At 50.2% G+C, this 12,739-nt stretch carries 14 protein-coding genes; 11 read left to right on the forward strand and 3 right to left on the reverse strand.

Features of this window, described 5'->3' with window-relative positions:
* Positions 1 to 4: 4 nt before the first annotated feature.
* The 10 genes from DHN55_RS09495 (at position 5) to DHN55_RS22290 (ending at position 9,924) form a co-directional block, all read left to right on the forward strand.
* Entirely contained in the window at positions 5 to 718 is a 714-nt protein-coding gene (locus tag DHN55_RS09495; RefSeq protein WP_108881048.1) for a metallophosphoesterase, read from the forward strand.
* A 218-nt stretch (positions 719 to 936) separates the two neighbouring features.
* Complete coding sequence (locus tag DHN55_RS09500) at positions 937 to 1,506, forward strand: recombinase family protein (RefSeq protein ID WP_108881049.1); 570 nt, start codon at positions 937 to 939, stop codon at positions 1,504 to 1,506.
* A gap of 37 nt (positions 1,507 to 1,543) precedes the next feature.
* Complete coding sequence (locus DHN55_RS09505; protein ID WP_108881050.1) at positions 1,544 to 2,362, forward strand: TIGR02391 family protein; 819 nt, start codon at positions 1,544 to 1,546, stop codon at positions 2,360 to 2,362.
* A gap of 317 nt (positions 2,363 to 2,679) precedes the next feature.
* Positions 2,680 to 2,871, forward strand: a complete 192-nt coding sequence (locus DHN55_RS22285) for a hypothetical protein (RefSeq protein WP_337660105.1) — start codon at positions 2,680 to 2,682, stop codon at positions 2,869 to 2,871.
* Entirely contained in the window at positions 2,868 to 3,452 is a 585-nt protein-coding gene (locus DHN55_RS09510) for an ABC-three component system protein (RefSeq protein WP_108881051.1), read from the forward strand. Before DHN55_RS22285 ends, DHN55_RS09510 begins: the two co-directional genes overlap by 4 nt.
* Complete coding sequence (locus DHN55_RS09515) at positions 3,449 to 3,976, forward strand: ABC-three component system middle component 5 (protein WP_108881052.1); 528 nt, start codon at positions 3,449 to 3,451, stop codon at positions 3,974 to 3,976. The genes DHN55_RS09510 and DHN55_RS09515 overlap by 4 nt, the downstream gene beginning before the upstream one ends.
* A complete protein-coding gene (locus DHN55_RS09520; protein WP_108881053.1) occupies positions 3,963 to 5,882 on the forward strand; it encodes an AAA family ATPase in 1,920 nt (639 codons plus the stop codon). The genes DHN55_RS09515 and DHN55_RS09520 overlap by 14 nt, the downstream gene beginning before the upstream one ends.
* Positions 5,883 to 5,927: 45 nt before the next feature.
* On the forward strand, positions 5,928 to 6,239 hold the full coding sequence (locus DHN55_RS09525; RefSeq protein ID WP_108881054.1) for a DUF3223 domain-containing protein: 312 nt from the start codon (positions 5,928 to 5,930) through the stop codon (positions 6,237 to 6,239).
* A 1,155-nt stretch (positions 6,240 to 7,394) separates the two neighbouring features.
* Positions 7,395 to 9,356: a primary-amine oxidase gene (locus tag DHN55_RS09530; RefSeq protein ID WP_108881055.1), complete on the forward strand. Its 1,962-nt coding sequence runs from the start codon at positions 7,395 to 7,397 to the stop codon at positions 9,354 to 9,356.
* Between the two features lie 406 nt (positions 9,357 to 9,762).
* A complete protein-coding gene (locus DHN55_RS22290) occupies positions 9,763 to 9,924 on the forward strand; it encodes a hypothetical protein (RefSeq protein WP_337660106.1) in 162 nt (53 codons plus the stop codon).
* 110 nt (positions 9,925 to 10,034) lie between these two features.
* Here DHN55_RS22290 and DHN55_RS09540 read toward each other — a convergent pair whose 3' ends face one another.
* Genes DHN55_RS09540 through DHN55_RS09550 form a run of 3 tightly spaced genes read right to left on the reverse strand, consistent with a single transcriptional unit; the run spans position 10,035 to position 12,122 of the window.
* Positions 10,035 to 10,772: a hypothetical protein gene (locus DHN55_RS09540; RefSeq protein ID WP_337660107.1), complete on the reverse strand. Its 738-nt coding sequence runs from the start codon at positions 10,770 to 10,772 to the stop codon at positions 10,035 to 10,037.
* 59 nt (positions 10,773 to 10,831) lie between these two features.
* Positions 10,832 to 11,092, reverse strand: a complete 261-nt coding sequence (locus DHN55_RS09545; protein ID WP_108881058.1) for an acyl carrier protein — start codon at positions 11,090 to 11,092, stop codon at positions 10,832 to 10,834.
* Complete coding sequence (locus tag DHN55_RS09550; RefSeq protein ID WP_108881059.1) at positions 11,082 to 12,122, reverse strand: cytochrome P450; 1,041 nt, start codon at positions 12,120 to 12,122, stop codon at positions 11,082 to 11,084. Before DHN55_RS09550 ends, DHN55_RS09545 begins: the two co-directional genes overlap by 11 nt.
* A gap of 234 nt (positions 12,123 to 12,356) precedes the next feature.
* Here DHN55_RS09550 and DHN55_RS09555 point away from each other — a divergent pair, with 234 nt between their 5' ends.
* On the forward strand, positions 12,357 to 12,587 hold the full coding sequence (locus DHN55_RS09555; protein ID WP_337660108.1) for a DUF1127 domain-containing protein: 231 nt from the start codon (positions 12,357 to 12,359) through the stop codon (positions 12,585 to 12,587).
* The last annotated feature ends 152 nt before the right edge of the window (positions 12,588 to 12,739 follow it).

Raw genomic sequence — 12,739 nt, forward strand, 5'->3', positions numbered from 1 at the left:
AGAAATGAAAACCATCATCTACGCTATTGGCGATATTCACGGCCGTGACGATCTCCTCAAGCAACTGCATGAAAACATAAATGCCTATCACCGCTCTCGATATCCGGAGGCGATTGGAGAGATTGTGCATGTGGGTGATTACATTGACGGCGGAGCCCATAGTGTCGAAGTAATCGACCGGCTCATGCGCGGCACAGAAGGTTTTGACAGCACCTGCCTTCTTGGAAACCACGAAGCCATGATGCTTGAATGCCTCGAAACTGATAACCGTCAAGCTTGGTATACCTGGTTATCAAATGGCGGCGACGAAACTCTGACAAGTCTTGGAATTTCTTTGAGATTTGGAGGTTACGATCCTTCGGCACTGGGCAAAGCTCTTGGCGAAGAACGCGTATCGTGGCTTCATTCGCTTCCTCTGTATCGAGTTGTCGAGCCCTATCTGTTCGTTCATGCAGGAATTGCCCCCGGTGTTCCTTTGGAAGAGCAACAGACTAAAGACCTTCTTTGGATCAGAAGTAGATTTCTGGAGAGTGATGCCGATCATGGTCATGTGGTTGTGCATGGCCACACGCCTGGCGACGAACCCTTCGTCAAACCAAACAGAATTTGCATTGATACTGGTGCCACGTCCAACGGCCTATTGACAGCCGCCGTGTTGGACGGTGTGAACCCACCACTGTTTCTTCGTGCTACAGGACGGCCGGGGAAGACCGGTTAAGATCGGCCGAAACTAAAATGTTTCTTTCGCCTCCGATGATCTCCTCGACTTCACCACTCGAAGAATTGTCATTACTTGTCCTCATGGTACGTCTCGCACGAGCTCGCCCTTGTGAGACTTCTAAAAGTTCAACGTAATTGTCTCATAGAAATTATATTTGTATTTTGAGACATATGTGTTACTATGTCTATGAATTCAATGAGACATGAGGCTGATTGATGTTGGTTGGATATGCGAGAACGTCTACCGTTGAACAGCAGGCGGGCCTTGAAGCCCAAGAACGTGACCTGGGTGCATGCGGAGCAGAAAAGCTGTTCGTGGAGCAAGTGTCATCGATAGCGAAGCGTGATGAGCTTCAAAACGCTTTGGAGTATGTTCGAGAAGGCGACACTCTGGTTGTCACCAAGCTCGACCGGTTAGCTCGATCTACTTCAGACTTACTCAACATCGTTAGCCGTCTCGAGAACAACGGGGTGGGACTGCGTATTCTAGATTTTGGTGGTGGCGAGATTGACACTAAGACACCAGCTGGTCGTTTGACAGTAACGATGTTCGCTGCCATGGCTGAGTTTGAACGTGGGATGATGTTGGAACGGCAACGCGAAGGCATTGCCAAGGCCAAAGCCGAGGGAAAGTACAAAGGCCGCAAGCCTACAGCAATGGCGAAATCAGACGAAGTGTTGGACTTGCATGGGGAAGGAATAGGCCCTACCGAAATTGCTGCCAGATTGTCCATCGGGCGAGCTTCAGTTTATCGTATCTTAGCGCAATCGAACTCGTCAAACTGAAGTATTTTTAAGCTCTATGGCATAGAGGGGAACGTCCATGCCCAAAGTCAAATCGAAACTATTCTCAGAGGATCAATTGAGAGCGGTTTCCAAAATCCTCGGCAATACAGACTTTGGTCTCACAAACACTGAAATTGATGATTTGCTGCACATATGCAAAGTGCCTGACGAAATGGGGCCGGGGACTAAATGGCGGCGTATTCTCGTCAATCTGTACAATCATCAGATTAGGAGGAACACTCGAACAAACGCCATTGAATTCATTAGGCAAGCAATGAAGCCAGCTAGGCATTTAGGAAACCCAGATCGCTTTAAGGCGATGCGGAGCGAACTCAACACAGCTCTTTCATTTGCTGGATTGATGGTGTTGGAAACAGGCGAAGTGAAATCTGCAAAGGTAGCTACTACCATCGAAGAAGCCGAGCGCAGGGCTGCTGAATTGAAGGAAGATTTGCAAACACGTGGTGTTCATCCAGACGTCATCAAATTCTGTCGCGCCGAGTTGCTGGCCGACGACTATTTTCATGCTGTGCAAGAGGCTGTTAAAAGTGTTTTCGATAAACTCAGACTATTGTCGGGTCAGGCTGAAGATGGTGGAGCCTTGATAAATGAGGTTTTGGCCAGTTCGTCTCCAGCAATTAGGATCAATAAACTATCAACAGAAAGTGAGAAATCTGAACAGAGGGGCTTCGCAAACTTGCTTAAGGGCACCTACGGTATGTTTCGCAATCCTACTGCTCACGAAGCAAGAATTAAATGGAGCATGACAAAGGCGGACGCAGAAGATTTGCTTTCCTTGGTTTCTCTCATTCACCGACGGCTTGATGCTTCTCACGCAAGTAAGAGGTCAATCTAGGAACGAAGCCATGGATGCAAATTCGACTAGATAATGGGGCGTGTCGGTTGCTCAGGCGGCGCGCGATCTCGATTTACATGCCAATGTTCTGCACAAGTAGATAAAGCAGTTTTCGGCTAGTGATCATCCAAGTAGGCGCAGCGCTTCACGGGGAGAATGGACTAGCCTCGAAACGAGAACAATTCAATAGAGCAGCTCACCAAGAGTGTACCAAGGTACTCATTCTGTACGGCTAAACTACTCACTTGAGATAGTGGTTAGAATGATATCTAATTAAACTATGCTTTGTTGGGTATATCAGTAGATTGGGGTGGGCGATGGAATATCTTTCAGAAATAGTCAGTTTTTTGGCTGGGCTCTGCGGAGGCGCACTAATTACGATTAGCTTAACGAAGACGAAAAAGCAGGTTAAAGGCAAAGGTAGTTTAGTGGACCAGCAATCAGCTCACGCAGAGGGAGATATTGTTGGGGGCAACAAAACAGTTGGAAATGAACCCAACAAGAAATGAACAATGACCAGGGTACTGGCCCAAACATAGATCAATCACATGCAACAGCCGGACAAGATATTGTTGGGGGAAACAAGTATGACTTTTCTAATCATAAAAGCGCGTATGAGGCTATAGAAGCTCTTGCAAGCAAGTTGAAGCAAGAGGTTGCTGACGAAGCTACAGTTCAGCACACCATTAGAAATTTGGCATATTACAAACGGAGAAAGGAAGCTGGTGACGGAATAGTGGGGCTTGAAGCTAAGCTCAAAGCAGGCGGGCGTCTTGATCTCTGGGACGAAGACGCGTTAGACCAAAAAGTGGAATTTGAGATGCTCCTGGAGACGTGGTCAATGTATGCGTCTGCCCAAGAAATTTTTGCTCATATGCTAGCTAAAGTCGAAAGAGCCTTTAAACAACAGATCAAACCGAAACTTCCTGATTTGTCGCATGACGTGGCCGACAGCATGGTTGATAAACTGGTTCTCAATCCGATTATCGATGAATGCAGTAAAATCAATCATTTTTTTGTCAACGTGAATGTTGCGCTCGGAATGCTATATTGGTTGGCTGATCATTGCTTCATCCGGTGGCACGAATGACACAGCTCTCTTACCAGCCTGCCTTTGACGCCTACAATGCCATTTTTCGCATTCTTCAATTGCAAACTGTTTGCTCGAGCAGTGTCGCGGTTCCTTTAGATGCTCTGCGCATAGGTGATTTCTTTTTGTTGTTTCCGTTCATGCTGCAAGACAGTGACATTCGCTATCGCTCGGGCGACCAAAAAATTCGGAGCGTTGGAAAGAAATATGAAGCAGATCGCCCCTTTAGCCGATTGCCAGATAAAAAAACGCTGTTCCGTCGTATAAGACCTTTCCAAACTGCAGCAATCGCTGGGCTTGTTCACAGTGGATACATGGATGCGGAAAAATGGGACCAGAGGTTTATTCTACCCACAAAACGAGAACTGCCTGGAGTGTTAAAGCAACGGGTCGCAGAAAAATGCCAAGGCAATTCGGCACTCCTTGAGGCGATTGGGCTGCTATTGAACGAATATCCGCTTGAGGGCAAAAACGGCCTCAAAGATCGTTCAAGCTTGTTAGAGTACAGATATGACCTTGTATGAACCTTCATTGCATGTTCGCCGCCTGAGGGTCGAGAGAGACGGTCTTTCTGCCTACGATGAAGAGTTTCACCTTGGCGTAAACATTATTAGCGGTGAAAACAGCTCTGGCAAATCAACGATTTTGAACTTCATTCACTTTGCGCTTGGGGGAGATGTAATTGAATGGAGTGACGAAGCGAAGCTTTGTTCACGGGTCATGGTTGAAGTGGGTTTGAACGGACTGCTAGCGACTTTATCGCGTTCAATCGGTGATGAGCCGCGGCGGCCTATGGAAATAATCAGTGGAGGTATGGAGCTTGCGCTAAATGCACCAACACAAAACTGGAAGCGGTATCCGTACGCCCGGGCCGCAAATGCTGATGGCAAGGAGAGCTTTTCTCAGACGCTTTTTAGACTTCTAGATGTTCCTGAAGCCGCAAGCGAAGCTACGGGCAAGCTGACGATGCACCAGATATTGCGGCTGCATTATGCCGATCAACTGAGCCCGCCGGACAACCTTTTCAAGGTTGATGATAGGTGGGACACCCCGGTGCTTCGTGACGCTATCGGAAGGCTCCTTTGTGGGTCAGAAGAGACAAAACTACTCGAAAACAGGCTTAGGTTGAGGGAGTTGGATAAGCAGACGTCTGCACTTGAAGGCGAGCTGCGGGCAATTTTTTCTGCATTTGGTCAAGTTGGAGAAAACCTAACGCCGGAGTGGGTTGAGGCGCAAAAGCAAAGTTTGATTGCTGACCTTCAATCAGTGAATGTCGAGATATCTCGTGCTGAAGAAGACCAGTTGGCTGCAAGTGAAGACGATTTCACTCTGGAGCTGCAACAAACTGCATATTTGGGGCTGGAAAATGCCCAGAATGTAATTACTGAAACAAAAGAGAAACGCGACAGCTTGGCCTTTGGTTTGGCTGACCTTCGGAGCTACCGAAAAAGTATCTCAAACAAGCTGGACGACCTACGAAATTCTGAAGCAGTGCAAGTCGCATTGGGTGCAGTAATTTTTGATACCTGTCCTGCTTGCTTCGAGCCAGTAATCGAAAATGACGAATACGTTTGCCATTTATGCAAGACACCTGTTCAACCAGAAAGGCAGCGCGAGCAAATGGTTGCGATGGTCAATGAATTAGCATTGCAGGTGCGCCAAACAGAGGCAATTATTGAAAAAAGGCAAACTGAGCTAGAGGTTGTGAACAGCGCTCTAACAGAGGCCAAAAATAATTGGCAACATGCTGCGAGAGAATTGGCAGAATTGCGTTCTCGTCCCACATCGAAGTCGCAAGCACGAATTCGCAGCCTCCAATCGCGAAAAGGCTATTTGGAGAGGCAAATTGAAGAGCAGGACCGGAAGGGTACTGTTGCTGATAAGGTTAAGAGTATAACTCTGAGAAAAGAAGAATTGGCAACCACTATCGAACGACTGCGAAATGAAAATATAGCGCTGGAAACTGCTCAAGAACAAAGGATTGCAACTGCATATACAGCGATATCTGATGAGATTAAGTATTTTCTTAGAAATGACTTACCTAGACAAAAAGAGTTTATTGACCCTCGTTCGGTAATTTTTGATTTTGGTGCCAATAAGATCAGCGTCAACGATAGTACATATTTTTCTGCTAGTTCGCGTGCGGTATTAAAGACTAGTTTTTTCGTTGGCTTTTTGTTCGCTTCGCTAGACCATCAGTATTTTCGACATCTGCGCATTTGCTTGATTGATACAATTGAAGACAAGGGTATGGAGGATGAAAGAAGCCACAACCTGCAAAACTTAGTTTTTGAGCGTTCTGAGAGCGCCGAAGTTGAGCATCAAATTATTTATGCCACAGCAAAGATCTCACCTCAACTGAAGGAAAAAAACCTAGTGGTTGGAAAACATTATACTGAAGCAGAACCTAGCCTAGATTTTGCAAACTAAGATATTTTGTTGTGTCTGTGACGATGGGAATGAGAGGTGATCAGATTGGCAAAAGCACGCAAGATTGTTTTAGAGACCCGTTCGTTCAACAAAGTGGGTGAAGCCTCAGAATTCTTCAAAGAGATGTTAAACAGCTACTCAATTGGTGAGCGTGCTTCTGAGGAGGACGCAGCAGACCTTATTGCACTCCTTAACCGCCACGATCAGAGAATTGAAAAGATTGGGGCTGGCATTTCTTACTTTGAAGTTGGATTGCCACCAGAACATCCCGGCAAATGTTTCTGGATTGTTAGAGTGGATGGAAGCAAAATGGATTTTTCCCTCAAGCACTGTTTGGCTCCGAAGCCTTATGATTAAGTTCGTTTTAGACTTAGAAAAGATTAGTCACTTTTTCGGTTAAGATGGCGTCGGCATGATTGTAAATCGACTTTACTAATTTGCGGCAGACCACACCTACAGTACCAGCAGATCACATAGAAATGCATTCGCCAGCTTGGCGAAGATCAGCTATGGCTCTCACACTGGAAATCTCTTTGTTACTCGCATTCACGATCCATGATATGTCATGTTCACTGTTTGGTAGGCCAAGAACACTTGTGAAGATGCATTCTCCACGAATTGGTCCTTCCCAAGCTTCAAGTTCATGAACTGTGATGCGAATTTCCATTTTTCGAAAAAAATGTAATGTCGTAATCTCGATACATCGATAACTTGCCACAAGTGCTAAACCGCTAGCGTACATCGATCGGTATGCCAATCCAAATTCACTTTCGAGCATCGGCAGGTTTAGAGGGCGTTTTTCCTCGTCTATTTTTTGCATTAGGAGGTCTTTGCCTCTCTCAATGGCTTTCCTTGCGGTTACTGGAAGATGGACCGATCTGAATGATTGAAACAACAGTGCCTCGCTTTATCTACTGTGCGTTTTAAGCTGTTTAAGCTGAAATTTCCCAAATAGAATGCCAATCTTGTTATTGCAGTGAAAAGGGGGTGGAACAAGCCATTGTTCAGCGTGGCGCAATCGTCCGTTCACCCGCAATTCAACGTATATATCTATCGAACGCAGTCTCTGACAGCCATCAATTGCAAATCCCCCCGCGCGCCTAGCCTCAGCATTTTTGCTGCCTGCGAAATAGAGGTTCCAATTGTTGGTACCATTTGGTACTGTTTGGAAATTAATGAAACGTTTTAAATCAATAACTTAGACGTAGCGAGCACGTTTCCCTCTCCCGCTACCAAATTTTCAACGATCTGAGACCTGTTTTCTTCTCCAAGGTTTGGTGGAAATCGTCCCTTGAAAGAACACGGATCAAAACTGTGGCAAGTCCGATCTTGTGATCCACGACAGAAATCGTGGTGACACGAATTGGCTTTTGCCTTGCTTCACGCTTACACTTTCACCGGGACGTCTGGAAACCTGTCCGTTGAAACAGTCAAGGCCATGACGAACTCCGGCACGCAGTACCTGCAAATAAGACCAGGTCGTGGTTCAAGAGCCTATAGGGAAGCCAAGCCATGGATGATATCGTCACGCATGAACAGACCGGAAATTGTGGTCACTCAGCAGCGCACAAACAGGCTAGGCATCCTCTTGATGCGCTGACCGCTGATGAGATACTCGCGGTTACCGCCGCTATCCGGGCGCACCCCGACTTTGGCGAAGACATTTGTTTCGAGACAATAGAACTTAAAGAACCACCCAAGTCTGAGGTGCGGGCCTTCAAGTCCGGTGACGGGCTGAACAGGCAGGCGCGTGCTGCCGTGTTTCGCCCCGGCGGGATCGGGATCTGGCGAATGACCGTATCGATTGACGATGGTTGTGTTGCAGAAGTGGAGCGCCGGCCGGACGCCAGGCCGATGATCCAGCTGGAAGAGTTCATGGTCATCGAGGAGATGGTCAAAACCCATCCCGATTTCATTGCCGCATGCGAACGCCGCGGTATTACGGACATGTCACTGGTGTGCGTGGACCCCTGGTCGGCGGGTAATTTCGATATCCCCGGCGAGGAGGGGCGCCATCTGTGCCACACCTTTGTCTGGGTGCGCGCTCGCGAGTTCGACAACCTCTATGCCCATCCCGTCGAGGGCCTGAACGGTGTTGTCGACATCAAGACGGGTGAAGTGATCCGCATTGATGATTATGGCGTGAGCCCAATTCCTGCGGCCGAGCACAACTATGAAAGCCAGTTCCAGGCACAAACCCGGGATCACCTCAAGCCGATCAACGTCGTCCAGCCCGACGGCGTGAGTTTCTCACTTACCGGCCGGCAGATATCATGGCACGACTGGTCGCTGGTGATAGGGTTCAACTCGCGTGAATCCCTGACGCTTCACGACATCAAATTCGGCGACCGGCCGGTTGTTTATCGCGCTTCGGTTGCCGAGATGGTTGTACCTTATGGCAGCCCCAGAAACGGCCATTTCAGGAAGAGTGTTTTTGACGTCGGCGAGTACGGGATCGGCAAGCTGGTCAATTCACTGGAACTGGGATGTGACTGCCTCGGCGCAATCCAGTATCTCGACGTTGACCTGAATGACATGCATGGCAACATCTTCCATATTCCCAAGGCGATCTGCATTCATGAGGAAGACCAGGGGATTTTGTGGAAGCACACGGATTTCCGGACGGAGCGGGTTGAAGTGCGCCGTGCCCGGCGGCTGGTGATTTCGTCTATCGCGACCGTCGGCAACTACGAATACGCGATGTACTGGTACTTCTATCTCGATGGCACAATGGAGTTCGAGATGAAGGCAACAGGCGTTTTGAACACTGTTGCCGGTGAGCCTGGCGTGCCGGACAAATTCGCCACTGAAGTGGCGCCTGGCGTGTTCGGACAGATCCACCAGCATGTATTCTGCTGCCGCCTCGACATGGCGGTGGATGGCGACGACAACTCGGTTGTAGAGTGCAACACCCATGCCGTGCCGGCGGGAGACGACAATCCGTACGGCAACGCATTTTACCAGGAGGAGATCGTCCTCAAGACCGAGAAAGCCGCGGCCCGCAACATCAGTCCGCAACATCAGCGGTTCTGGAAGTTCGTCAATCCAAACAAGACCAACTACATGGGACAGCCGGTGGCCTACAAGCTTGAGCCGTCACACTGCGTGACACCGTTCATGGCGCCGGACTCACCGTCCGGCAAGCGCGCGGCCTTCACCTACAATCACCTGTGGGTGACGGATTTTGATCCCGAGGAACGCTATCCCGCCGGAGAATACATGAACCATTCTGACGGGACGGATGGTTTGCCACGCTTCATCAGCGACGATTCCAGCGTTGAAAACACCGACATCGTGGCATGGCACACATTCGGCCTGCACCATCAGCCACGCCCGGAGGATTTTCCGGTTCAGCCGTGTATTTCATCCGGTTTCAAGCTGGTTCCGTCCGGGTTTTTTGACCGCAATCCATGTCTGGACTTGCCGTCGCAAACCAACGCGGCGAGTTGCAACGCCAACGCGGCAAAAGACTGAGAAAAGTACGGGTGGGCTCAACCAGAAGCGAACCGTCGATAGTACTGATCACTTCAAGCTCACGTGGCCCTGCAGAAACGAAGTAGCGAACAAGCTGGCCCCTGACAGTCGACGGTTGTTACAGTCCCAGCGAATCTGTTGGTATCCGCCTTACCGGCTGGCGCCTTGCAAGTGTGCAACTGAAGACTTTCCGCCCGCATGATCAGTTGCACCGTGGCGCCTTTCGCTACTGACCGATGGTCTGTTCCGCTATACCTAGCATCCTGCCTGCCTGTTCAAATACATCGTCTGGTGGATGATCGGGTTGCCATTCATCATCAATGAGGGGGGTGGCGTCGCGGTCGCCAACTGCTTCTTGTTACTGTGTGTGAATGCGGTCTACTGGTGGCGGGCTAGAACAGAAGAGATGCACTTGTCCCGCGATCCGGCATATGTCGCCTATGCCCTGTCCATGAATGAGCGTTCGATCCTGGCGTTCATGGGCAAAGTTGTTCCTGCGCTGGCCTACAAGCCGCCAGCCGGATATCTGGAGTTTGAATACCGGGTGCGGGTTAAACATCAGGATTGATGTTGAGGCGCAGAGATCGAAGGTCATTGTCAGTCAGACGGAAGTGTCGTCTGGCAGTCTGTAGATCAGCCACCCGTTGGATCAGGCACTGCGTTGCCAGGATTGAGAGGTCATCTCTCCGGCCTTGTCTGCACAATGGTCCAGTTGCGGGTATGGCCGCGGTCGGTCTTCAGCCAGTGCAGGAAAGCACCCGCGACATCATGCGGGGTGTCTGCTTCTGTTGCTTGGTGGACCTGCATATACAGCTTGATCTGTCCGCCTCGGGTAACCTGTGTGTCCAGAAAGACAACATTCAGCGCCATCAGTTTCGTAAGTTTGAAAATTGAACTGCTCATGAAATATCCCGGCTTGTCTGCATCGTCTCCCCTGAAATCGATACATAGATGCACGGTCCCGTTGCGACGCAACTCCCGTCTGATCTGCAACAGTGTATTTTCGGTACTGGCAATGAAATGCTGCTGTCCCTGAAAGCCCAGTATGGCCGCCTTGTCGCCTACAGTTTCGGGATTTGCCGCCACTGCCGCTTGTTGAAAGCCGCGTTCCTGAAGGACCCGAGAGAGCACGGCATCCACCGGCGAATGCAGTGCGACGATGACGGTTGGTGACCCGTTCCGACATACATTCGCGATGACATCTTCATTGGCCACTCTCACCACCGGGATGTAGCCGGGCTTCATGCGGTGCAGCATTCTCAGCAGCCGCAGATAGACCACATGGTGGACCTCGTAACCCCAGGGATTGCCGTTCGATGAAAAGGCGTTGAACAAAAATCCAAGCCTCTTCGACAGGGTCCACGCAGCGTTAAAAACAGCATCATGGTCTTTCGTCCGGTTTGCCAGAATGTTCAACTGGAGGATAAGCAGGGCCAATTTTATTCTCAGATAGTCGAAGCTCCTGGCGACCTGCATCAGACTTTTTCAGTCGAGCGATGGTCTACCAGGTTGACTATATCCTGCAGGCAGGCCGCGTTGGATATTTCAACCTCGTCCATCATGATGTGCAGCGTGTCTTCAATGTTCAGGATCATCTCCATCTTGGCGAGGCTGTCCAGCCGGAGCGATTGCACCTCGGTCTGCAAAAGCTCTTCGTCAGTCAATCCGGCCTGGAGGCTGTCCTTCAAGGTGTCTCGAATAATGGCGAGGCATATTGTCTGCACATCATCCTTCATGAAAGTTCACCTCCAGTCTGGTTGGAAACGAAAACATGCTGTCGGCGCGTCGAAATTCCATGTCGTTGACGGTGACCCTGAGGCGGTACTGCGCGAACATGTTTCCGAGAATTTGCCAGGCGCCCTGCGAGACAGAGCGACCAGGACAGGCGTGACGGCCGAGGCCGAAAAAACCCGCCCTGTTGCCAATCGTTTCATATGAAAATCGATCAAGATAGAGCCTGACGCGCTGCCCGGCCGAGATGTGTGTGCCTGCCAGATCAAGATCGTTGACGGCCTGTCGTTCAATGAACGGAACAGACGTCGCGGTCAGTTGACGGCTCCAGTCCATGTCACAAAGAAGCGCGTCCGGGTTGGACCTGACGCGCTCCATGAAACTCAATGAGAATGAACCCAGCAGTGAATCGGATCCCAGAATGGCAAGCGCCAGAGCATCACTTGCATCGTCAGTGCTTGAGCTTTGCGAAACCTGTGAACGCATGTGCTGCAATTCATCGTTGATCAACAAGCGGCGTTTCAGGCCCAGTGCCCTGTCGAATATCTGGGTGACGGAAAGGTAATCCGGCCTGCCTCGCGGATTGACGCCGCTGATATTCAGGACAATATCGGAAGCAAGCGGGTAAAACAGACTTGAAACCAGTTCTACATTGCGCTTTCCGGCGATGCATTGTTTGAATGTCTTGTCTGCCAGGTCCGCAAAATGAGCAAGCGTGGCCGGTTTTGCAGCCTTGATTTTCTCCGTAATTCTTTTGCGCCTGGTAGAGTGGTCAGTTCCTTCGGTGCTTAACGGCATACTGCCCAGCACATCGGAGATGTCATCCAGGTTCAGCTTTAACCGCTGACTGACCTGTTGAACTTCAGCCTGGTGGTTGATCACAACAAGGTCTTTGGATTTTTGAGCGGTCCTGATCTGATCGGGGCCGGTTACCAGCCAGCAATCGAGTTCGTCCGACCAGCAGACCGGCTCAAGTTGCCGGAAAATTTCTTCCCTGTCAGCGCTTCTGTGAATGAGACTGTGCCGGATCACCATTTCCCCCGAGTGCGCCGCAAATTTGCTGGAACAGTGCGGTTCTTACACTAGTAATCTGTAAACCCACAACCCGTCCAGCAAGATACCTGCGGAAGAATTGTCCTGCTTGTGACAATTATCACCTCACGGAAATACAGGGTCCGGTATTTACGCCGCCAAGCAATGGCCAGCCTGCCTCCTGACCCATGTCCGGTGCCGGGCAGGCTGTCAATACAACAGACCAGGACAAGTACCATGAATACCTCAATCACGACCGCGAGCCGGTCGAAACAAGGGCCACTCGGCTCGAACATATTCCAAGCCCTACGCGGTGCGGCCATGCAGATTGCCGGCCGCATCCAGCGCATGCGCGAGGCCCGCGCCGCCTACACGGCCTTGCGGGATCTTGACGATCGCATGCTCAGGGATATCGGCCTGAGCCGATCGGATGTCGTCGACCTGCAGAATTTCGGCAGGCACAGATAGGCATTGCCCGTATGGCGAAGCCCGCAAGTGGTCTCGCAGAAGGCGTGCGCTTGCCCCGTAACCAAACAACTGAACCGGTTTTCTCCAGCCTGGCAGCTCTGCCGGGCTGGAGGTCAACCGGCAGCGCGCATGCCGCGACCATGCCGCTCATC

It is taken from the genome of Anderseniella sp. Alg231-50, from assembly GCF_900149695.1.
In the GTDB taxonomy this organism is placed as follows: domain Bacteria; phylum Pseudomonadota; class Alphaproteobacteria; order Rhizobiales; family Aestuariivirgaceae; genus Anderseniella.